This is a genomic window from Candidatus Binatus sp. (assembly GCF_036567905.1).
Classification (GTDB): domain Bacteria; phylum Desulfobacterota; class Binatia; order Binatales; family Binataceae; genus Binatus.
Window position 1 is genome coordinate 1 of sequence record NZ_DATCTO010000030.1, and the last position, 22,129, is coordinate 22,129.

The following is a 22,129-nucleotide window of genomic DNA, read 5'->3' on the forward strand; positions in this document are numbered from 1 at the left end:
GAAACCCAAACTGGGTTTCGGACTTCCTGCAGTATTAAACCGGAAGAAAGGATGCGGGACTTCGTCCCTGTTAGAAGGGTTAGGGAAGGCGACGCTGTTGATGATCCTGGTTCGATGCCCGCGCCTTGTGTTTTTTGCGTCATGCTTTGCGTGTTAATTTCCTCGCCCTGTAAGGGAGAGGGATGAAGGGGAGAGTGAAAAGTCCTTATACAGCGCGCCCTGTTTTCCTTTCTTAATACTGGCCTCCCGTGCCAACCGGCGCGCGATTCAGGATTCTGCGCCCGTATTCTCTAACCGCCTGCTTCTTATCTTTGTGTCATCCCGAGCGAAGTCTGCGAAGCCGAGGGACCCCGGCAGGCGATGAATCCCGCGTGGAGCGATCTTGGTTCGGAGTTAGACAGAAAAAAGATCCGGGGTCCCTCGGCCTCGCTCGGGATGACGGAATGGTCGGGATGACAGAAAAACGGACGCGCGGGCTCTTTCTTGATCAACCCCTTCTAACAGGGACGAAGTCCCGCATCTTCTCTTTTCACTTTTCACCGGGTGCAGGGGTCACACCGCTGCCTCAGTGGAAGCGGTCGTAGCCCAGCCACAGCGTCAGCAGGATAAGCGGCCTGACGATCGCTTCCTCCGCGCTGCCGACTGCCCCTTTCACTGAATCGACCAAGCCGCGTGCTTCCCGGCCCTCATCGCCGGTGTGGCTCGTCTCGGAGACGGGAAAGCCGAGTTCGCGCGCTTGGGCAAGCAGCGTGCGGGTCACGTCGGCGCCGAAACCACGATTGATGATGAACAGTCCCTCGTCGAGCGGGCTTGCAAACTCGACCATCCCCACCTCGTAAGGCGGCGGATCGTAGCCGAGCTGATCCTCGGCAAGCGAGAACAGGTAATGCCCTTGCGCGGCCACGCGCGCTTCCATCGTGATTTGCGTTTCGGGAAAAGACTCGCCCGGCACCGCGGCGAAGAAGAGCGTGCCGATTCGCACCGCGCCCACAATCGTGCGTATTTTGCTTTTGTCGTCCGCCATATAGGGCTCGCGGTTCGAGCGCATCACGCGGTCGACACCGGGCCTTCCGTTGGTCATCAGACTCGCCAGCACCGGATTCTCGACTGGCTCTTCGAGGATGGTTTCGGCGGTCGCGATCGGGCCGTCGATTTTCACCGCGAGTGCCTCGGCTACGAAGGTGAGCTTGGCAACAGTTGCACCGTAGCTTTCGGCTGCCGACGGCCCGCGCGCTCCGATCGCCTTCAGATCGGGCTGGGTGCGCCCGACCGAGGCGACCATCACGAGCGCCGTCGAATCGGGATGGCCCTTCTCGACGGCTTGCAGAGCCGCTGCGGGCCAATCGGGCGAGATCAGCGTATTGTCCTTGCCAAGCGCGGTGACATGCGCGCTGAAGTTGATCAGCGTCGCGAACGGCGCGCCGTCGGAGTTCCTCGCAAACAGCACGCGCAGCTTGGTGTCGAGCGGATAGCCGGGGAGGATGCTTCTCACGAGATGGGACGGCGCGGTATCGATTTGGCCGGAGTACAGCGATGCCGGCCGTTCGTCGCGCAGGGCAGATTCGATTGCGGCGACGGTCTGATCGGCGACGAATTTCAGGTATTCCGGTGGCACGCCGCCCCATACTCCAATGTCGTCGGGTCCGGAATGATCATGCACGCTGGCGACGATTATGGCGCGTTCGGGAACGCCGGCGTCTTTCGACACGCGACGGCGGATGTCGGCCGAGCCATACGGCGCGTCGATCCCCTGGTAGGCGAGGAAATGCCCTTGCGTGTCGATCGCGCAGAAGACCACGGTCCGTTCGCCGCGCGAGATCGCGATTGCACGCGCGTAGATCGGGCTCCTGACCCCGGTCGATCGCCTGACGGGACCGAAGCCGTAACCCCCGAGATAGACCGGCGCGGCCGGCGTGATTTCGCGCTTGGATGCGCCCACGCAATATTCGCCGCTCGATTCGGAGGCCGAACAGGCGGCCGTCATCGCGGCCCCCGCAACCGGCTTGGACGCGCCGAACCAAAGCACGGATGCGGCGGCGGCGAGAATCGCTCGATGAATCTTTCGCGATGCGCGCACCATCTCGGCGGGACGCTCCCTGCTGGTTCCCAGTTCGGAGTCAGGCCACGCGGTACACCTTGTACTCGACGCGGCCGGGGCCGACCCGCCCTTCCGCGACGAAGATGCTCTGGTTGAGCCACGCATAACGCGGGTCGCCGGTCTCGAACCGGGGGGTAGTGCGGAAATACTGGTCGCCATAATCGGTGCTCGCACCTTTGGCGAGCGCGTCGGCGACCTTCTGGTTCATCTGGAGCAGCCCGGTGTAATGCACGTACAGAGAGGCGCCGTCGTCGGTGAGGAACTGGGCGCGCACGTCGAGGCGCGCGTATCCATCCGGTCCGATCAGCACCCAGTCGCCGCCACCGGTTAGAATTTTACCTTTCAGCCGTTTGCCTTCGACCGTCCCGCCGGTGACTTCGAAGAAGTTGCGCGTTCCGAACGGGCCCGCGCCGATTTGCACCGGCGGCTTGAGTGTCGCGAGGTAAGTGAATTCGTGTTCCAGATTCATCGCTAGTCCTCCGAGAGCGGCCGCCGCGTTGCCCGGCCTCGCGCGTACCTGAACATTCAATCCCAAACCGGCGGCTTACGGCCGATCCACGGCTGCGCCTGTTCGAGCTGGCCCGCGAGCTGGATCAGCGTCGCTTCGTCGCCGTAGCGCGCACCGAACATCGTTCCGATTGGCAGGCCCTCGCGATTCCAATGGAGCGGGAGCGAGATCGCCGGTTGCCCGGTGATGTTGTACACGGGGCATGGAATCGCAAAGTTGGAAATCTTTTCGTCGAGCAGGGTCGTGGCCGGACTCATGAAGTCGATCGTGCCGATCCGCAGCGGCGGCTGACCCAGCGTGGGCGTCAGAAACAGATCGTGCGATTCGAACAGCGCCGCAAACTGACGCGCGGCTTGTTGGAGCAGCGCCTGCGCAATCAGATATTGCGGCGCCGATACCTGCCTGCCGCGCTCGTACAGGTTCCAGGTGAAGGTCTCGAACTTGTCGGGCGTCGGCTCGGCGCCGGTCAGCATGCGCGTCGCCTCGATGGAGAGCGCCACTCCCGCCGTATAGACGGTTTCGAAAAGCTGCGCGAGCATCTGGTAATTGATTTGCGGCGCCGCCTCTTCGACCTCGTGTCCAAGCTCCGCGCACAGCTTCGCCGCCCGCTCGGTCGCCTCGATGCAGTCCGGATGAATGGCGCCGCCCAGAGGATTCCAGGTCGAGAACGCGATCCGAAGCCGCTTGGGCGGCGTCGACGCTTCCTGCAGATAGGGCCGGACAGGCGGCGCTGGAAAATATGGATCGCCAGGCATCGGACCCGCGCTCGCGTCGAGTGCGGCCGCGCTGTCGCGGACGCTTCTGGTCAATACATGCTCGTTCACGAGGCCGCCGAGAATGTCGCCGAGATTCGGCGCGAGCGAGATACGACCACGCGTCGGCTTGAGTCCGACCAATCCGCAGCACGCCGCGGGGATTCGAATCGAGCCGCCGCCGTCGTTGCCATGAGCGACCGGCACGATCCCCGCCGCGACCGCCGCGGCTGAGCCGCCGCTGGAGCCGCCCGTCGTGCGCTCGAGGTTCCACGGGTTGTGCGCCGGCCCGTAAAGACGCGACTCGGTCACAGGAGGAATTCCCAATTCGGGCGCGTTGGTCTTGGCGAACGGGATAAAGCCCGCGCGCTTGTAGCGGGCCACCACCTCCGAGTCCGCCAGCATCGGCGTGGCCGGAAGAAACGCGCACGCCGAGCGCGTCGGCATCCCCGCGCAGTCGCCCATAATATCCTTGAGCAGCAGCGGCACGCCCGCGAACGACGCGTCACCGGCCGCGTGGGCGCGCGCCGCGGCGCACGCGCGATCGTAATCCTTGAACACGATCGCGTTGAGCTTTGCGTTGTGCTTTTCCGCGCGCGCAATCGCCGCGTCCATCAGCTCAGCCGGCGTGATCTTGCGCTCGCGCACCATGCGGCCCAGGGCCAGGCCGTCGAAGGAAGCATATTCGTTGAATGACATAATGACGCCGCAGGCTCCTTTCCCTCTCTCGCTGAGAACTCCCGGTACGTTGGAGACCCTAACATCTTGCGATCGGCGGCCATAGCGCCGCCCGCTCGTGGCTGCCGTCCGCGTCAAACGCCTGCGTCGCGCGCACGTTTGTACGATTGGCGTACCTCAGCCGGGGTCGGCGACTGAGGTAGCGGCGGCGATTTGGGCCGCATCGCGAATCTGTCCGAAGTGGATTTTGCCCAGATCGAATTGCTCGAGCGCCTTGATCAGACTTGCCAGCGCCGCCTTGCAGGTCGGAAGATTTTTGCGCGCGCGCGTGAGCGGATTGGATCGCGCGACGATAAAGTTCTTCAGATAAGGATGGGTCAGGCCGCGCTGCTTGCCCGCGACCACCAGTTCAATTGCCAATTCGTCGGCGCGCTCGACCTGGGCCGCGCGCTCCTGGTGATCGTCGATCGCATCCTTGAGCGGCTGGTTCAGGAACCCGTCCACCCGGCTGAGCAGGGGCGCGAAAACGCCGCCCAAAAACCTGGGTTTTCTTTCGTAAAGCAGGCCGAGCGTGATGTAATGCGCTCGCTCGAACTCGAAGGCGAAGTCCTTCTCGGCGGATTTGGGCCGCTGCTCGAGACGCGCGCGATACATCCGAATTACCTCGAGCGCCTTGTCGCGCAGGTTGTGCGCTTTCTCGGTGTTGAGCGCGAGGATCTGAAAAGCGACCTCGGGGTCCGGTATCACGATCGCAGGTATCATTTTGGCGCCTGATTTGACCGCGGCAGCGCGGCGATGGTTGCCGTTGGGAGTCCAGTAAATGCCGGCCGAGTGAACGGCGACGATCGGCTCGGTAAAACGGTCGAGCTTCTTCATCACTTCGATCATTCGCTTGAGATGCGCCGGCGAGAGGTCGCGTTGATACGGCGTCGCCTCCACTTTCGCAATCGGAAGCATCGCGAACAGATGCCAGTGATCGCCAATCGGCTCTTGATAGGCGGCCAGCGCAGCACCGCCGTCAGCTTCGATCGCCGACGCCAACTCAGTTACCGCAGCCGGCGGTTTTGCGCCGCGCGGACAAACGGAGATTACTGCGAAGGCGCAGTCGCAGCGGCGGGCGAGGCGTCCGCAGCGGGCGTTGCGGCATTGACCGCGACGATGTGAAAGCGAACCGTCGCTTCATCGCCGGCCAGAATCGCGCCGAACAAGACGCCGGGAACCTTGACCCCGAGATCCTCGTAATTGAACTTCACTTCGCCGTCGCCGGTGAAGATGCCGTCCGCGTCGAGCGCCGCGTGGACCGACATGGTCATGGCATGCGCTTCGCCGTGAAGCGTGAGGAAGCCGGTCACTATCGCGGTGCCTTCGTTGCGGCCGCCCATCACGACGCCGACGACGCTGCTGCTCTCGAATCCGATGGTGGGAAATTTGTCCGCCTCGAGCGATTTTTCGGTGACGACTCGATCGCGCGACGCACGGTCGCTGCGATAGCTGCCCGCGTCGATCAGTATCCGCACCTTCGCGGTGCCCGGGATGTCGGCGGGATCGCCGCTCACCGCGCCGTCGATTATGCGCAACGTCCCGGTCGCGCTGCCGCGGATGAAGGCGGCCGGCTCCGCGACCGACACGCTTACCGTGCTGCGGTCAACGTCAATCTTGAATCGCATCGTGGCTGCGCCGGCAGCGCACGGCTCGAAAACCATCAGCGCGAATGCGCCGGCCATCGCAATCATTGCGTGCGTCAGGACGGCGCGAGACTCATTTGCAAATTTCTTCAATTGGCAAGTGCTCCATTGTCGTGCGATCAGCCGAAACGCCGGCGCGCGATTGCAACGCCTGCAACAGTGTAGATGATTCCGAATCCAAAGTTGACGGCCGCCGGAACCAGCGCAACCGACGCGGCGAGATTGCGGATCATCAAATCGTTGAAGGCGCGCATCGCCCACGTGGTCGGCAGCGCCAGCGCGAGTTGCTGCATCCAGGCGGGTTCCAGGTCGATCGGCCACCAACATCCGCCGATCGCCGCCATCGTCATGATCACAATTGCACCCACGGGCAGAATGGCGTCGCGCGTCCGCCCCACTCCGGCAACGATCAATCCGAAGGCCGCGCCGGCGAAAGCAATCGCCGCGGCGGGTATCATCAGCGCCGCCGGCGTGCGGCCGAGCGAAATTCCGAAAAGCGCGTATCCGGCGGCGAACAACACCGCCATCTGGAGGAAGCCGACTACGAAGCGGGCGAGCAGCTTTCCGGTAAGCGTAGTCCACAGCGGCGCCGACGCCGAGCGCAGGCGTTCGAGCGTGCCCCAATCATGCTCGTCGATCAGCGCCAACGACACGCCCATCAACATGCCGATCAAAAGAAAGGTCACGGCGAAACCCGGCACCTGGAGATCGAACGCGTTGAATCCTCCGACCGCGCCGATTTCCCTGCCGGTCAAATCGACTTCGGCGTATCCCAGCGTGCCCGGGATCGCGAGGCTCGAATCGATTCGAGGCAGGACCGGAATGTTGACGGGCGGGATTTTTGGCATCGCCGGCAGTTCGGGCAGATTAAGATCGATCGGCGCAGTGGTGAGCGCGCTTTCGAGCCTGGCCCGGACGTCCTTGAGATCCGCGCCGGGTTCGAGCTTGATTGCGCTTGCGCTGAGATCCAGATCGGCCGGGAGAGCCGGGATTAGCGGCGGCGGCGGGATGTCGGCGGCGTGGCTGCCCGCGAGTTGCTTGAGTTGGCCGAACCATGTCTCGAACTGGCCGTGCGCGAGCTCGAGGCGCTTCAAATAATTCTTGAGCTCATCGAGTTTCGCCCGCTGCGCGGCGGCGTCGGCGTCAACCTTGCGCTGGACCCGGTTCAACTCGGCGTCGAGCGCGGCTTTGGTTTGAGCGCGCGCGTTGCTCAAGGCAGTCTCGAGCTGCGCGCGAATCCGCGCCGCGAGCGCGGCGCGCGATGCAGTGGCCGCGGCGCCGGCGCGAGCGGCTTCGGTGCGGGCTTGCTCGGCGGACTCGCGCACCTGCTCGAGCTGACGGGTCAAGTTGCGAGTTTGTTCGGCCGCCTGCGTCCGCGCCTCGGCGGCGGCGCCGGCGCTGATTTTCCGGCACAACTCCGAAAGCGTCAGCTCGATCTGTGTGGTCTGCAGATATTTGACCGGATCGGTATAAAGAATGAGCCGCGCGCTGTGGCCGTGTTCGATCGAATCGCTTGTTCCCTGAGGAATGACTATTGCGACCACCGCCATTTTTCGCTCGCGGACAGTCTGCTGAGCGTCAACGCGGCTCGAGCAATGAATGACTGAGAGCTCGGGCCGCTGCGCGATTGCGTCGAGGATCGCGCGCGCGATAGCGCCCTGGTCTTCGTCGAAAATGGCCACCGAATATTCGCCGCGCGGAGCGACCCGGCCGCCGTAAATTTTCGCCAGCGAAAATCCAGCGGCAGCGATGACGGCGATTGGCGCGACCAGCAGCATGAACAGGCCGACCCGATCGCGGCGGATGAGCAGGAATTCCTTGCCAATCGTCAGCCACACCGCGCGCAGCATCATCGCCTCACGCGAACCGGATCGTTGGTCGTGGCGCGCATCATCTTAATGGCGTATCGCGAAGCGCGTGGCCGGTGAGTTTCAGGAATGCGTCCTGGAGATTGGGGCGATGGACGTGGAACTCGACGACCTCGCCGCCAATCTCGCCGGCGCGGCGAATCACGTCGGGCACCTGGTCGAGCGTGCGCAGCGTGAGCACAGCCGCCAAGCCGTCGAACACCTCCCACGGCAGTTCGCCGACGCCCGCGATCCCGTTGGACCATCCGGGCGGCAGCGCTTTTTTGGTCATGATTTCGATCCGCGGTTCCGTTCCCGCCAATGCGATCAGTTCGCGGCCGGTGCCCTGCGCAACTATTTTCCCGTGATCGATCAGCACGATTCGGTTGCATAGCCGTTCTGCTTCTTCCATGTAGTGCGTGCTGTAGAGGATCGCGCCACCGGCTTGCGCGGCCGCCTCGATGACCGCGAAGATCCGCCCGCGCGATTGCGGATCGACGCCCACGGTTGGCTCGTCGAGCATGATCGCCGCCGGAGAGTGCACCATTCCGCAGGCGATGTTCAGCCGGCGCATCATGCCGCCGGAAAATTCGCTTACCACGTCGTCCGCGCGATCGGCCAGCCCGACTTCCTCGAGCAAAGTGCGGGCGTGGCTCAAAGCGTCGCGCGCGGCCATCCCCTCTATCCGCCCAAAGAACACGAGGTTTTCAAGCGCGGTAAGCGTCGGGTAAAGCGCGAGCGATTGCGGCACCAGGCCGAGGCTGTGGCGCGCCAGGCGCGGCGCGGTGGCGAGATCGTAAGAGGCAATCGAGGCGCGGCCGGAGTCCGGAGCGATCACGCCCGACAGAATCGAGAGCGCGGTGGTCTTGCCGGCGCCGTTGGGACCCAGCAGGCCGACGATCTCGCCGGCGTTGACGGTAAACGACACGCCGTCGAGCGCAACGCGGTGGCCGTAGCGCTTGCGGAGATCTTCGGCGCGGATCATGGGGCCCGGGTTCATTGATAATGAACCACGGACGCGCGGGATTTCAGATCGGCATTCAGCGGTAACTCACCATCTCGAGCAGATTGCCGTCGGGATCGAGGAAGTAGATGCAGTCGTGATCGCCCCAATCGATCGGCGCGGCGCTCTCGACCCCGGCGGCCGCGAGCCGCTCGCGAGCCTGGGCAAAATCGCTCCGCTTCACCTTGAACGCATGATGCCCGCGGCCGAGCGGGTGCGCGATTATCGCCCGGCGCGCGGCGGCGCCCAGCGAAGGCCGGGACACCTCGAACAGGGCAAGGTTCTGGCCGCCGCAATCGAGCAAAACCTGATCGCCAAAACGGTTGACGACTTCAAGCCCGAGGACACCGCTATAGAAGCGCTCGGCGCGCGCCAGGTCCGCCACCTCGATACCGAAATGATCCAGCCGCTCGAGTTTCATCGCAGGCACCCGATCAGATTATCCACGAGAGTCGACGGTTAGGAAAATGCGGCCAGCGTGCGGCTTTCCAGGTGGGGGCGCTTCGATGCGATTGCGCGTTGCTTCTCGCGGCGGATGAAGGCGGGATCGAAAGTCACGATCAAGACGGGCAGAATGGTCATCGCACCAAGCATCGAAACGAACATCCAGACCGCCAGCAGCAGGCCCATTTCGGCGTCGAAGCGGATGCTCGACCAGTACCAGAACAGCACCGACGCGACCAGCGTCAGCGCGGTGAATGCGACGGCCTTGCCCGAGGTGATCAAGGCAGAATAGGTACTGCCCTTGAGATCGCGGCCGAGTGCGAGTTCTTCGATAATCCGGCTTACGATGTAGATCGAATAGTCAATCCCGAATCCGACGCCGACAGTGACTACCGGCAGAGTATTAATGTTGATACCGATGTTATGTGCGCCCATGTAGGCATTGATAGCGGCGTTGGCGAGCGCCAGCGGGAATAGCAAATAGAGTCCCGCCATGAACGAGCGATAGGTTATGAGTATTATTATGTAGATAGTGGCGAACGCGAGCAGGTTGAGCAAAACATCATTGTCGATGATCTCCTGGTTGGCCGCGGCGAGCTCGCCGATTATTCCCGCGGCGAGGGCAAACGTCACGCCGGGCACCTGATGCTTGGGTTCGGCGAAGAATCGCTGCGTGCGCAGCACCACTCGCTGGACGTTTTCGCCCTCGCGATCTTTGCAATAGACCGTTATCTGGGTGGCGTTGCGCCGTGGCGTGATGATGTACGCGGTTGACAGCGGAGAGGCGCCGGCCAGCAATCCGCCGAGCAGCTGTCCGGTCCCGCGCGTGGTGGTCGGCAGCACGTTCCACTTGGGCTGGAATTCCCTGAGCGCGGAGCCGCCGTTGGACAGCAGATCGGCAACCGAGAATGTGCGCCCGACCGCGGGATCCCGCTCCATGTGACGCTCGTACTCGTCCATGACGTGGTACAGCCTGGGATCGTTGAGCGATTCGCGCCGGTTGAGCTCCGCGACTACGACGAACTGCTCGATCGCGCCAAACTCGCTCTGGATCGCGGCCATCGAGCGGTTATACGCCGAGTTGGGCCACAGAATGGGCGATTCGGACGACGGGTCGCCGACCTTGAGTCCGGACCAGAAAAACGCGCACAGCGCAATCACCGCGATGGTGGCGGCGAAGGTGGCGATGCGGCCCGATCTTTCCAGCATCGGTTTGGCGATCGACTGCAGCATTCGTTTGAAGAAGCCATGCTCGCGCCGCTCGATCACGTCGATGCGCGGCGGGTCGAGGTAGTAGTACACGATCGGATTGAGTATCAGCTCGCTGACGATGATCGCGGCGATCCAGAAGCTCGCGGTGATCGCGAGTCGCTGCAGAAACAGAACCGGCACGAGCAGGATGACGAGCACGCCGAACGCATCGGTCAGAATTCCCGACAGCGACGGAACGAACAGCTCGGAGAAAGACGACAGGATCGCCCTCTCCTTGTCGCGCAGGCGGTAAAACTCTTCGTAGTACCGATCGTGCATCTGCACCGAATGGCTGACGGCGCGCGCGGTTATCAGGAACGGGATGACGAGCACCAGCGGATCGAGTCCGAAGCCGAGCAGCCGGATGAAGCCCAGGCCCCAGATGGCGCAAATTACGCCGGAGATCGTCGGCCGCAGCGCACCGCGCCAATCGTGGAAATAAAGATAAAGCAGAACCCAGACAGCGAGCACCGTGGCGACAAAGATCCAGAGAAATTCCGGCGTGTAGTGGTACACCCATCCGTAGAGGATCGGCTGCCCGCCGACGTAAATGTGCACCGACGGGTCGCGCTCCCGGTCCACCACGATACGCCGAATCTCGTTGAAGATGTGTGTGTAATCCAGTCGCGTCTCGAGGAAGCTGCCCTCGATCACTGCCGCCTTGTCGTCGAGCGAAACGAAGCGGCCGAAGATCACGCCGGGATTTTTGTGGACGTTGCTCTCGAGTTCTTCCAGCTCGCCGGCGGTCTTGGGAATGTCGCCGTTGGGCAGCACCGGGGTATTGAGAATCACGCCGCCGGCCAGCGGGCGGAAATAGCTCGAGGTCGAGATCGAGCGCACCGAGCCGTGCTGGATGCCGTAAACCAGATCCATGTCGCGCGTCATCTGAACTATTTTGCCGATGATCGCGGGGGTGTAGATCGTCCCCTCCTTCGCCTCGATCATGATCGTGACGTTGTTGACGCTGCCGAAGTAGCGGTCGTACTTGTGCGCGACCTGGATGAACGGATGGTTCTGCGGGAGCAGCTCGCCGAAGCTGGTAACCAACTGGGTTTGCGCTGCGTAGTAGCCGAAGAATGCGGTCAGCGCGCCGACCACGCCCAACACGATGAAGCGCCAGCGCAGAATCCATTCACCAAATCGATACCAGGTCATTGCGTTCTCCGCGGTCCTCGTGCGCGTGCGTTCGCGCTCAACCCTGGCACAAGCGCCAGCTCTTGCCGCCGTCCTCGGTGTACAGGATGGTGCCGTAGCCGACGATCCATCCGTGCTGCGCGTCGAAGAACCGCACCTGGCTGAGCGGGAACGGTATCGCGGGCACACTCGGATCGTGCGCCCATGCGCCGTTGGGCTGAAGCCGAAGCACGGTGCCCGTCAATCCGGTGGTGATTCCCTGGTCGCCGGCATACAGATCGATCGAGAACAGCGGATCGCGCGCCGGAATCTGCAGCGCTCCCGCAACCAGCGTGTCGGGCGCCGCGCCCGGCTTGGCCGCCTGATGGGCAAACCGCCAGCTCTTGCCGCCGTCGTCGGTCTGCACCACCCATCCCTCCAGTCCGCACGCCGCGCCATGCTTTTGATCGCGGAACGAGACGCTGAAAAAAGTCGGCAGGATAAAATCGGCGAAGCGCGGATCGTCGCCGGGTCCGAGCGGACGTTTCCATTGCGCCACCAGCGGTTGCTGCTGCTCCTGCCAGCTCTTGCCGCCATTTTCGGTCGCCCAGATGCGCCCCAACTCGCCGACCACCCATCCGTGATCGTCGTCGAGGAAACTCGCACTGTAAAGCACCGGCTCCTCGTACGGCAGCGCGTAGTCGGCCAGCGCCTCCGGAAACAGCCGCTGCAACTGGCGCTTGATGAAACTCTCGCCGCCGTTGGTCGTGCTCAGCACCAGCGCGCGGTCGCCAACAAAGAAACCGTGCATCGCGTCGGGAAACGACAGCCCGAAAATGAACAGATGCGTTCGCGAGTTCAGACGCTCCCACCTCTTGCCGCCGTCGCGCGTGCGCATCACCAGGCCGTCCTGCCCGCACAGGTAGCCGTTCTGATCGTCGGCCATCTGGATTCCGAAGACGCCCAGCTGGGTGCCGATGTCGATCCGCTTGAAATGACGGCCGCCGTCCTCGGTCAACAGCACCTTGCCCCGATCGCCGACGACAAACGCGCGCGTCGGGCTGGTCGGCCATACATCGAAAAACTTGTCGGTCAGCGTGATATTGCGAAGCGGCAACGGCGGCAGTGCAACTTCGCGATGACACGCGGCAGTCGCGAGCGCGACTAGGACAAAGAGCGTCTTGATTAAGCTGTATGCGTGGAGGTTTCGCTCCATCCGGCCGATCCCATGGGGAAATTTTGCTCTATACTCAAGCAAACCCGACCGCTTAGCAAGTCAGATTCCGCGCGCGAAAAATCGGCCCGGTGCGGCTGATGCCGAGCCCGATGCCGGTGACCAGCGCGGTGCGACCGTCGAGATTCTTCGCTACAGCAGCTTTCGCTCAGAATGACACCAGCGGCTGCTCGCTTGTTTGTGTCATCCTGAGCGCAGCGAAGGATCTCGCGCGCCAGCGCGTATCGCTTCAGCGCCAACATCCGGTTATGCAAAACTCTCCTATCAGAGAGAGTCCTTTGTCCTACCCGATTGCGGCGCTGTTGCGGGCGAGACGGCGGAGGCGGTGTCAACAGGCAGTGTCGATCCCGCTTAACCGCGACACCCGGATGCGTTAGGATCACCAAAGCAGAACGCGACGCCTACGCTCCCGACACGGTTCGAAGGGCTGACGGTTGTCGCACAAGTGCGAGCAAATAAGGTGCGGCTAGAGGAATAGGATTGACGAACCGCAAGATCGCGCCCGACGCAATTGTCGCACTCAAACGTGCTCTGACGACGGTCTACTGGTACAAGGCCGATCTCAGAAGCTTTCTCACTACCTCGCTGAAAAATCCGCACCTTCTCTCGCGGATAAATTGGTCTGACACGAAGCGCGACATAGTCGGCGTCCTGGTGGACGAGATGGAGTGGAACCAGCAGCGATATGGAGACGACTTAGTCAATCTGATGGTCGATGTCGCCAAGGTTGACGACTTCGCTCATCTAGCACGCTTAGAAGATGGCGCGGCAAAGGCCAAAGAGGCGAGGGCTGCGGTCGCCGCTCTACGGAAACGCCTTGAGGGTCACGAAGAGATCCTTCAAGACCGACGCAAATCGGAGGAGCTAAAGACCGCCGCGAGCGACCGCGCCAAAAAACACACCGATGTGCAGGCGAAGCTCGCGGAACTCCGGAACCAATATTTGTCTCTTCTCGTCGCCAATCATCAAGACCGTGGCTACATTCTCGAGAAGATTTTGAGGGAACTGTTCGACCTTTTCGATCTCGATCCTCGGGCGTCCTTCAAGGTGACGGGAGAACAGATCGACGGCGCATTCACTTTCGATTCGACGGACTATCTGTTCGAAGGAAAGTGGCACGCTGATCCGATTGGAGCAGCGGCGTTAGATTCGCTCGATGGTAAGCTTAACCGGAAACTGGACAATGCGTTGGGCTTGTTTCTCGCTATCAACGGTTTCTCTCGGGAAGGCATTGACGCGTACACGTCCAGCGGCAGAAAACTCCTTCTGTTAATGGATGGAGCCGATCTGATGGCGATTCTTGAGGATCGGATCAAACTGCCGGATCTCTTACTCCGGAAAAGACGCCATGCGTCTCAAACGGGAAACGTCTTCTTCTCCGTTGCCGATATTTTGGCTGGGCGACCATGACTGGAAGTCGATTCCAAACCCCGCAGAAAGCGGCCATGAAAAAAGGGCGGCACCATTAGATACCGGCCCACGAGAGAGAGGGCGCGGGCGTTGAAAATTACTTTCTCAACAGCCCGCTAACTTACAGATCCGACAGCAACAGGCCCGTCAGGTACTCGCCCTCCGCGTGACCGAGCAGCACAGGATGGTCCGGGCCGGGGCCCAGATGCGCAATCAAGCGAAGATTGCGGCCAGCGTTGGACGCGGAAAATCGTACGGCGCGGACGAAATCCTCGGCGCGGAAATGCGTCGAGCATGAAAACGTCATCAGACGCCCGCCCGGCGCCAGCGCCCTCATCGCAACCGAGTTGAGTTCCACGTATAGCCGCCCCGCGCGCTCCGCATCGCCTCGGCTGCGCGCCAGCGGCGGCGGATCCAGCACGATCAGATCGAAGCGCTCCGCCGTCTCAGCCATGAACTTGCCGGCTTCGCCGTGAACGAACTCGACGGCGCCGGCGGGGTACTCGTTCAGTTCCAGATTTTGCCGCGCGATTTCCAGCGCCCGCGCTGACGTATCGACGGCGACGACCCGCGCGGCGCCGCCCGCAATCGCCGCCAGCGAGAATCCACCCTGGTAGCAGAAGGCGTCGAGCACCCGCGCACCCGACGCGATCCCGCCCGCCTTCGCGCGGTTGTCGCGTTGATCCAAAAAGTAGCCGGTCTTCTGCCCGTGATCGAAATCCAGCTTGATTTTAATTCCGTTCTCGGCCGCGATCGTCCCGGTCACGGGTTCGCCGGCTAAAACCGCAGCGTAGTCGTCGAGGCCTTCCTGCTTTCTCACCGCGCCGTGGCTTCGTTCGATGATCGAGCGCGGATGAAGCAGATCGTTCAGCGCGGCGACAATCGTCGCGCGCATCCGATCCGCGCCGGCGGTCAGAATTTGCACCACCAGAACCTCGCCGAATCGATCGACGACCACGCCTGACAGCCCGTCGCCGTCACCGTTGACGAGGCGGTACGAATTCGTATCGTCGCGGATGAAACGGCGGCGGAGTTCGAGCGCGCCACCGAGCCGGCGCGCAACCAGTTCTTCGATTGCGGGCGCCTCTCCCCACGCAAGCATCCGGATTGCGATCGTGGTCGCGGGGTTGCAGTAACCCATGCCGAGCAGCACGCCCGATGCGTCGTGCACGGTGACGGGAGCGCCGGCTTCGATCGACGGCGGTTCGATCCGATCGATCGCTTGCGAGAAGATCCACGGATTGCCGCCGCGGACCGGTCCTTCCCTGCCGCGCTTGAGGACTGCGCGCGCGATTGGCGCGCTCACCGCGCCGGCCATGGCTGCTCGCCGGCGCGGGCGAAGTCGCCGCTGCGGCCGCCGCGTTTTGCGACCAGCCGGACTGCGCCGATTTCCATCGCGCGATCGATAGCCTTGGCCATGTCGTAAATCGTCAATGCCGCCGCGCTCACCGCGACCATCGCCTCCATCTCGACGCCGGTGCGCGCGTCGGTGACGGTGCGCGCCTGGATTTGGATCGAGGCTCCGGCGGGATCGGGTCTGAAATCGATTTCGACGACTTCGAGCGGGATCTGATGGCATAGCGGAATCAACTCATGGGTGCGTTTCGCCGCCATTATTCCCGCGATGCGCGCCGCCGCCAGCGCCTCGCCTTTTTTGAGTTTCCCGCCGACTACCGCTTGAAGGGTGGCCGGCGCCATCCGGACCTGGCCGCGCGCGATCGCCTCGCGCCGCGTTACCGGTTTTTCGCCGACATCGACCATCCGGATTCGCCCGCGCGCATCAAGATGCGTCAGCCGCGTGGAGACGGCGCGCGGCTTTTGGGATTGTTTCTTGCCCGCCATTGAAGGAAGTGGTTAGAGCTTATGTTGACCGCCCGCGAATATACAATAAACTCTTGATTCCCAGTTCAACCAAACATCTCGAACCATTGCGCAGGACAGGTTAAATGGCTGACGAAATCAACAAGGTCGTAATCCTCGGTTCCGGTCCCGCCGGACTAACCGCGGCGCTCTATACCGCGCGCGCCAATCTCAGTCCGCTGGTGATCGAAGGAAATGAACCCGGCGGCCAACTCACCATCACCACGGAGGTCGAGAACTATCCGGGCTTCGAGCATGGCATCCAGGGCCCCGAGATGATGGACGTGTTCCGGCGCCAGGTGACTCGCTTCGGCACGCGTTTCATGACCGGCGCAGTGACCGAGGTGCGCCTGGGCAAGCGGCCTTTTGAACTGGTGATGGATGGCAAGCTGGTCAAGGCCGAGACCGTGATCATTTCGACCGGCGCGTCGGCAAAGCTGCTCGGAATCGAATCGGAAAAACGCTTGATGGGTTACGGTGTGAGCGCATGCGCCACCTGCGACGGCGCATTCTTCAAAGGCAAGGAAGCGCTCGTGATTGGCGGCGGCGATACCGCGCTGGAGGAGGCGAACTTCTTGACCAGATTCGTCACCAAAGCCACGATCGTGCATCGCCGCGACGCGCTGCGTGCATCGAAGATCATGCAGGATCGCGTGCGCCGCAATCCGAAGATCGCGTTCATCTGGGATTCGGTAATCGACGAGATTTTTGGCGACCCGAAAAACGGCGTGAGCGGCGTCAGGTTGAAAAATCGCAAGACCGGCGCGACCGCCGAGCATAAGACCGACGCCGTTTTCGTCGCGATCGGGCATCAGCCAAACACCGCGCTGTTCAAGGGCCAGCTCACGATGGACGAGATCGGCTACCTGAAAGTGAAACCGGGATCGACCTACACCAACATCGACGGTGTGTTCGCGGCCGGCGACGTCGCCGACAGCGTCTATCGGCAGGCGGTCACGGCCGCGGGCACGGGATGCATGGCGGCGATCGACGCGGAGCGCTGGCTGGAAGCGCAAGAAGCCGGCCGGCGATGACTTCGCGCAGACGACGAGCTTCATCCCGCGCGGACTCGGCGAAGGACCACAGAAAATAGCCTGGCGATGATCGGCGGCGAATTCCTGACGTGGTTGCATCTGTGCGCGATGGCGGCATACGTCGGCGCGCAGTTCGCGGTCATCTATATGCTGATCCCGGCGGCCCAGACCGCGCCCAACGAGGCGGCCCGGCGCGCGAGCCTGATCGCCGGATTCAAGTTCTACAACCCGTTCACGATCGCGGTGCTGGGAATTGTGGTGATTAGCGGTGCGACGCGCCTGACGGACTTGAAAGCGTCGATGAAGTTCGACTACTTCGCGCGGATCGGTTCGGTGCTCGAGCTGAAGCTGGCGCTCGCCTTCGTTCTGATCTTCATCCAGACCTACATCACGTTCGGACTGGCATTCAGAATCGGCCGGCAGGAAGAGGTGGCCGCACACGGCGACGGCGAGCCGTTTACCGTCGAACAGTTGAACTCGATGCTGCGGCGAATTCGCGCGATGGCGTGGTTCACGATCGTGCTGGCGGCCGCGATCATCTGGGTGTCACTCACGATGGTATCGCGGTTCCCGGATGGGCCGCCCACCGCCTCGCGCATTTCCGCGCGCGCCGAATCCGGCAGCACAGCCCGGGTATTTCGGCGCCCGGTCAGGTTTGCGATGCTGGCCGCGCGCGACACTGTAGAAACGAAACGCATGAGTTAATGCGCGAGCGCGAGCAGCGAACCCACGATGTACACGACGGTGATGACGCCGAAAATCGCGCCCGGGATTTCGTTCAGCATGTTGTACTGTGCGATCCGAGTCGCATCGCTGACGGCAGCCGCCTGGTTGATCGATGCGATCCCCACGAGCCTTGGTTCAGTGGTGGTTGCGTTCATTTCAAATTCCTCCCATAAATTCTTCGGACGATTTCAGGCCAACGCCAGCAGCGAGCTGACGAGGTATCCGAGCGTGATCAAACCGAACACCACGCCGGGCAGTTCGCTCAGCAGACTGTTCTGCGCGAAGCGGACTCCAGTGGTGGATTCCGCCGCTTCGTTGGCGTTGGCGATTCCCGCGATTCTCGCTTCATTGGTTGTTGCATTCATTTTCAGGTCCTCCCGTATTCAGTGACTGACGGTGGTGAAGCAAGTCAGCTGCCATCGAAAAAACTCTCGATTTAACAACAGCTTTCCAAACCTACCATTTGGTACTGGTGCCCGGAGACGGTAGAATATACATTAAAATCGACAGGTTATGGGAAATCGCAGAATGCGAGGGCAAATTGGATACTTTTCGATATTCGCGGTAAATTTCCTTTTTCGCGAATCAGCGCAATCGGCTGGCTGCACCTATCTCGCTGCGGATCGGCTTGCGCTCGGCCCCTCTTTGATCATTTCAATGCATCTGCAAAAGTGGCGTGATGGCGAGTGAAATGGATCAGGAGGCGCCGCAGTCCAACAGCAAGGCAACCGGAGGATTGACGCCGGCTGCCGCGTTGCTCGCCGCCGACGCCGCCGCGCCCGGCGCGCATCCGCATTTCATCCGCAGCCTGGCGCTGCGCTTCGCGGAGGAGGCGATCTTCCTGACAGCCGTCATCGGCGCGCTCGCGATGGGACTGGGAATCACCTCCTACTTTACCGAGCATCACTACGTGCTCGCATACCTGGCGGCATACGCGGGCTTTCGCTTTGCCGATTTGATCGTGCGCGAAGACGCCGAGGACCGTTCCGCACACGAAGAACTCAGCCAGCGGATCGCCGTGCAGCTCCCACTGCTGGTGACGTTTGTGGCGGCGCCGTTCGAGCGCACCTATGTTTACGGCGGCTCAGCGCCCGCATTCGTCAGCGCGCTTGGACTGCTGATCGCACTGTGGGGGATGTGGCTGGCGCTTGGCGCGCGGGTTCAGCTCGGATTTTTCACTTCGGGCAGGACGGCCGAGCATTCGGTGCTCGTCAAGAGCGGCTTCTATCGTTACGTCAGGCATCCGATCTACGCGGGTACGTATTTGGTGACGTTCGGATGGCCGCTCATCTACGGGGCGCCTATCACCGCGGTCCTGACGCTGATCGTCGGAGGGATTTTCGCGCATCGGCGAATGAAGTCCGAAGAGGCGGAGATGCGCGCGCAATTTGGCGAAGAGTACGACGCCTACATCCGCGAGACGGACGCGTTGGTTCCATCGATCTGGTAACGCCGCTCAGGAGAACGAGGACGAGCGCTTCAGCCACGGCGCGCTTCAAGCTGGCAGCGGGCGTGCGAGCAGAAGTCGTTTTCGCCACCGCCGAGGCTTACAAACTTCGCGCCGCATGCCGCGCATTCGCGAATCGATTCGCCGGGCTTGAGCCGCCCCATGAGCTCGGCCGCGTCGGCTGAGTCGCCGGTCTTCAAGGCCCGCGCGATACGCCGCGTCCGCGATCGATCCGGCAACGCTCCATCGGCAACCAGCCGGCCATTGGCACCCATCATGGCGAGTTGGTCGGCGCGATTGTTGATCGGATCGGTGTCGTGTCCGCGAACCCATTCGAATTGCACGCGCCGCGCCGCCGTTTCGGCGTCGAGCAGTTTCCACAAATCGTGATTCTTGTTGCGCTTGTAATGAAGCGTCATCGAATTGACGAGGTACCTGCTGTCACTGCGTACAGTGACGTGGGCGCCGCGCTGGGTCGCGCGCAAGCCCTCGATCGCGCCCATCAATTCCATCCGGTTGTTGGTGGTTGAAGGATCGTGGCCGTTGAGTTCGGTCACAACGCCATCGGGATGGCGGATCACGACGCCCCATCCGCCCGGCCCCGGGTTACCGAGACAGGAGCCGTCGGCGTAAACGAGATATTCTGTGGGTGAGAGTGCCACGGCCGGATTCTAGCTGAGGCCGCGATCTTTTCGCAGCCGGGTGAACCACGCGAGGTATTGTCCAGCCGCCCGTTGCCACGAGAAATCCGAGGCGAAGCAATTTTGCATCAGCCGCCGCCACGTCGTGCGCTGCCTGAACGTCGCCACCATCCTGCCCATCGCCGCGACCATCTCCGCCGCGTCGAACTTGTCGAAGACGAAGCCGTTGCCGGTGGCGCGCCGGGGATCGAACTCACTTACGGTGTCGCGCAGTCCTCCGGTGGCGCGGGCCACGGGCACCGTGCCGTAGCGCAGCGCGTACATCTGGGTGAGTCCGCACGGTTCGAATCGCGACGGCATCAGGAAAGCGTCGCTGCCGGCCTGGATTCGATGCGCGGTCGTGTCGTTGAACTCGATTATCGCTCGGAGTTTTTCAGGGTAGCGTGACTCCGCCTTTTTGAAGAATTTCTCGAGCACCGGATCGCCACTCGCGAGCATGACGAGTTGCAAATCCAGGCGCATCACGGCGTCGAGCGCGTCCTTAAGCAGGTCAACGCCTTTTTGCCCGGTCATGCGGGTGACCATCCCGACCATCGGCCAATGCTCGCGGTTGGGCAGGCCGAGTGAATCGCGCAAGGCGCGTGCGCATGCGCGCTTGCCGTCGGGTTTCGCGGGCGTGTAAGTCGCGGCGATTGCGGGGTCGGTGGCGGGATTCCACTCGTTGTAGTCGGCGCCGTTGAGGATTCCGACGAAATTTTCGCGCTTGTCGCGAAGCACTCCCTCCAGTCCAAAGCCGAGTTCCGGGTCGGTAATCACCTCGTGCGCGTAAGTGGGGCTGACGGTTGACGCGCCGTCGCACAGCACGATAGCGCCCTTCATCAGATTCAAGTGGCCGTAAAATTCCAGGCAATCGACCGAAAAATATCGCGCGCCGAGATTGAGCAGCGCGAAGTCCTCGCGTTTGCCGATACCCTGGAATGCAAGATTGTGAATCGTGAAGATCGAAAGCGCCGTTTCGAAGCGGGGGCGAAGAGCGTCGTCGGCGCGCATCGCAATCGGCACGGCCGCCGAATGCCAATCGTGAGCATGGACTACGTCCGGCGCGACTATCTCCGCGGCTGCAACGGCGGCGGCGCGGCCAAAGAAAGCAAAGCGCCGCATGTTGTCGGGATAGTCGATGCCGTTGTCGCCATAGATTCCACGCCGGGCGAAAAATCCGGGATGATCGATCAGGTACATCGGCACGCCATGCGGATCGGTCGCGCGCAACACCGAAAAACGCTCGACGCCGGCGCCGAATCGCATCGGGATATCGCGCGCGACCGGCGCAGCTTCGACCCTGTTCACAATCGAAGCGTAGCCGGGCACGATCAGCGACGGCTCCTCGCCGGCCGCCTTCAATGCCCCCGGCAGCGCGCCGATCACGTCGGCGAGACCGCCGGCCTTGGCGTGAGGGGCGGCTTCCGCCGCAACGATCGCTATCTTCACGAGATCAGATTTCCGCGGGCCCGCTGGCCGTCAAAAACATACGCTGCGAGGCTGGACCGTTCCAGTCTCGCAGCGCGCATCATTTTCCAAATTATGCCGGGCTGATTGGCGAGCTTCCCGCGATATCCATCGGCCTACTGCATCGCTTTCGTGAAACAGTTCTGCCGGACGGCATTCTGCTTGTTGCCGTTGAATATTAACCCTCCGACCGAGACGCTTATCGGCGCGTCCTTCTTGAGGCAACCCTTGTACTTGGCGAACGCCTGTTCGGTCGTGGTGCCAGCCGGCAACGCCAAGTGGTTCACTTGGATTGCCTGCTTGAAGCAGTCCTGCTGGCTGACCTCCATCTTCGTCACGTCCCAAACAGGGAACGGACCAATGCCCCGAATGCAGACATCGTAGGCGTCGAACGGCGGGTTCATCGGAGGCGCCGAGCCGGGACCCATCGGAGTGCCCACGGGACCGGATACAAGGCAGGCTTGAATTACGAATGACAAGATGATGGCCGGAAAGGTTCGGTAAAGGTCGAGGCGCTGCAAGCGACGGCACGTCATCGGACATCACAGCACTGCTTCTCGTTTGGACTGATTCGAGAAGTGAATCGTCCACGCCCGTCGCGCGCTGCATTGCGCGCGCGTGCGCGGCCGGCGCGTACTTTGTGCGGGTTGCGCCGCAAAGCGCGTCGGCATCGTCCGCAGAGCGCGACGCTAGGCTCCGCGGCGCAAGCGGGAGCGCCCAATGCTGGTGACGTGGAAGGCGCTGCTGGAGTCGTGTCAGAGCTGGATAGCACTGGGCGATTCGCGTTCCAAGCGTTGAAAGAAGCGTTGGAATAGCGCTGGGATGGCGCTCATAGTGCGTTGGATTTTAACTGGCCGAGGGTCGAAAAGAAAACGCCCCGCGATTCGATATC

At 62.3% G+C, this 22,129-nt stretch carries 21 protein-coding genes; 4 read left to right on the forward strand and 17 right to left on the reverse strand.

What is annotated here, in order from left to right:
- Nucleotides 1-565: 565 nt before the first annotated feature.
- From VIO10_RS04280 to VIO10_RS04325, 10 genes are all read right to left on the reverse strand, one after another.
- Nucleotides 566-2,080: a hypothetical protein gene (locus VIO10_RS04280; protein WP_331959864.1), complete on the reverse strand. Its 1,515-nt coding sequence runs from the start codon at nt 2,078-2,080 to the stop codon at nt 566-568.
- Between the two features lie 37 nt (nt 2,081-2,117).
- The gene (locus VIO10_RS04285) at nt 2,118-2,567 is read right to left on the reverse strand and encodes a DUF3237 domain-containing protein (protein WP_331959867.1); all 450 of its coding nucleotides are present in this window, start codon (nt 2,565-2,567) and stop codon (nt 2,118-2,120) included.
- Between the two features lie 56 nt (nt 2,568-2,623).
- Entirely contained in the window at nt 2,624-4,057 is a 1,434-nt protein-coding gene (locus tag VIO10_RS04290) for an amidase (RefSeq protein ID WP_331959869.1), read from the reverse strand.
- A gap of 156 nt (nt 4,058-4,213) precedes the next feature.
- Nucleotides 4,214-5,077: a ParB N-terminal domain-containing protein gene (locus VIO10_RS04295; protein ID WP_331959872.1), complete on the reverse strand. Its 864-nt coding sequence runs from the start codon at nt 5,075-5,077 to the stop codon at nt 4,214-4,216.
- A 47-nt stretch (nt 5,078-5,124) separates the two neighbouring features.
- Complete coding sequence (locus tag VIO10_RS04300; protein ID WP_331959875.1) at nt 5,125-5,814, reverse strand: YceI family protein; 690 nt, start codon at nt 5,812-5,814, stop codon at nt 5,125-5,127.
- 26 nt (nt 5,815-5,840) lie between these two features.
- The gene (locus VIO10_RS04305; RefSeq protein WP_331959878.1) at nt 5,841-7,574 is read right to left on the reverse strand and encodes an ABC transporter permease; all 1,734 of its coding nucleotides are present in this window, start codon (nt 7,572-7,574) and stop codon (nt 5,841-5,843) included.
- A 37-nt stretch (nt 7,575-7,611) separates the two neighbouring features.
- Complete coding sequence (locus tag VIO10_RS04310) at nt 7,612-8,568, reverse strand: ABC transporter ATP-binding protein (protein WP_331959881.1); 957 nt, start codon at nt 8,566-8,568, stop codon at nt 7,612-7,614.
- 40 nt (nt 8,569-8,608) lie between these two features.
- Nucleotides 8,609-8,992 (reverse strand): VOC family protein, encoded by a 384-nt coding sequence (locus VIO10_RS04315; protein ID WP_331959922.1) that lies wholly within the window; start codon nt 8,990-8,992, stop codon nt 8,609-8,611.
- 38 nt (nt 8,993-9,030) lie between these two features.
- A complete protein-coding gene (locus tag VIO10_RS04320) occupies nt 9,031-11,421 on the reverse strand; it encodes an efflux RND transporter permease subunit (protein WP_331959884.1) in 2,391 nt (796 codons plus the stop codon).
- Between the two features lie 37 nt (nt 11,422-11,458).
- On the reverse strand, nt 11,459-12,595 hold the full coding sequence (locus VIO10_RS04325; RefSeq protein ID WP_331959887.1) for a WD40/YVTN/BNR-like repeat-containing protein: 1,137 nt from the start codon (nt 12,593-12,595) through the stop codon (nt 11,459-11,461).
- 498 nt (nt 12,596-13,093) lie between these two features.
- On the opposite strand from VIO10_RS04325, the gene VIO10_RS04330 reads away from it, so the two are divergent.
- Nucleotides 13,094-14,023, forward strand: a complete 930-nt coding sequence (locus VIO10_RS04330; protein WP_331959890.1) for a hypothetical protein — start codon at nt 13,094-13,096, stop codon at nt 14,021-14,023.
- A gap of 121 nt (nt 14,024-14,144) precedes the next feature.
- Here the strand turns inward: VIO10_RS04330 and VIO10_RS04335 are convergent, their stop codons facing one another.
- Together VIO10_RS04335 and moaC are read right to left on the reverse strand one after the other, a co-directional pair.
- On the reverse strand, nt 14,145-15,341 hold the full coding sequence (locus VIO10_RS04335) for a class I SAM-dependent rRNA methyltransferase (RefSeq protein WP_331959893.1): 1,197 nt from the start codon (nt 15,339-15,341) through the stop codon (nt 14,145-14,147).
- Entirely contained in the window at nt 15,326-15,865 is a 540-nt protein-coding gene (moaC, locus tag VIO10_RS04340) for a cyclic pyranopterin monophosphate synthase MoaC (RefSeq protein WP_331959896.1), read from the reverse strand. The genes VIO10_RS04335 and moaC overlap by 16 nt, the downstream gene beginning before the upstream one ends.
- A gap of 104 nt (nt 15,866-15,969) precedes the next feature.
- Here moaC and trxB point away from each other — a divergent pair, with 104 nt between their 5' ends.
- Both trxB and VIO10_RS04350 read left to right on the forward strand, forming a co-directional pair.
- Nucleotides 15,970-16,917 carry a thioredoxin-disulfide reductase gene (gene trxB, locus VIO10_RS04345; protein WP_331959899.1) on the forward strand — a complete coding sequence of 316 codons (948 nt, stop codon included), beginning with the start codon at nt 15,970-15,972 and terminating at the stop codon, nt 16,915-16,917.
- A gap of 66 nt (nt 16,918-16,983) precedes the next feature.
- Entirely contained in the window at nt 16,984-17,622 is a 639-nt protein-coding gene (locus VIO10_RS04350) for a hypothetical protein (protein WP_331959902.1), read from the forward strand.
- Here VIO10_RS04350 and VIO10_RS04355 read toward each other — a convergent pair.
- A complete protein-coding gene (locus VIO10_RS04355; protein ID WP_331959904.1) occupies nt 17,619-17,798 on the reverse strand; it encodes a hypothetical protein in 180 nt (59 codons plus the stop codon). The two genes, VIO10_RS04350 and VIO10_RS04355, sit on opposite strands and share 4 nt — an antisense overlap.
- Before the next feature lie 33 nt (nt 17,799-17,831).
- Nucleotides 17,832-18,008 carry a hypothetical protein gene (locus tag VIO10_RS04360; RefSeq protein ID WP_331959907.1) on the reverse strand — a complete coding sequence of 59 codons (177 nt, stop codon included), beginning with the start codon at nt 18,006-18,008 and terminating at the stop codon, nt 17,832-17,834.
- A 314-nt stretch (nt 18,009-18,322) separates the two neighbouring features.
- On the opposite strand from VIO10_RS04360, the gene VIO10_RS04365 reads away from it, so the two are divergent.
- Nucleotides 18,323-19,093: an isoprenylcysteine carboxylmethyltransferase family protein gene (locus tag VIO10_RS04365; protein WP_331959910.1), complete on the forward strand. Its 771-nt coding sequence runs from the start codon at nt 18,323-18,325 to the stop codon at nt 19,091-19,093.
- Nucleotides 19,094-19,122: 29 nt separating this feature from the next.
- On the opposite strand, the gene VIO10_RS04370 is transcribed toward VIO10_RS04365, so the two are convergent.
- The 3 genes from VIO10_RS04370 to VIO10_RS04380 form a co-directional block, all read right to left on the reverse strand.
- Nucleotides 19,123-19,752 (reverse strand): ribonuclease H, encoded by a 630-nt coding sequence (locus VIO10_RS04370; protein WP_331959913.1) that lies wholly within the window; start codon nt 19,750-19,752, stop codon nt 19,123-19,125.
- A gap of 9 nt (nt 19,753-19,761) precedes the next feature.
- Nucleotides 19,762-21,219, reverse strand: coding sequence for a glycogen synthase GlgA (gene glgA / locus VIO10_RS04375; RefSeq protein ID WP_331959916.1), 1,458 nt, complete (start codon nt 21,217-21,219; stop codon nt 19,762-19,764).
- Nucleotides 21,220-21,353: 134 nt separating this feature from the next.
- A complete protein-coding gene (locus VIO10_RS04380) occupies nt 21,354-21,641 on the reverse strand; it encodes a hypothetical protein (RefSeq protein ID WP_331959919.1) in 288 nt (95 codons plus the stop codon).
- Between the last annotated feature and the right edge of the window lie 488 nt (nt 21,642-22,129).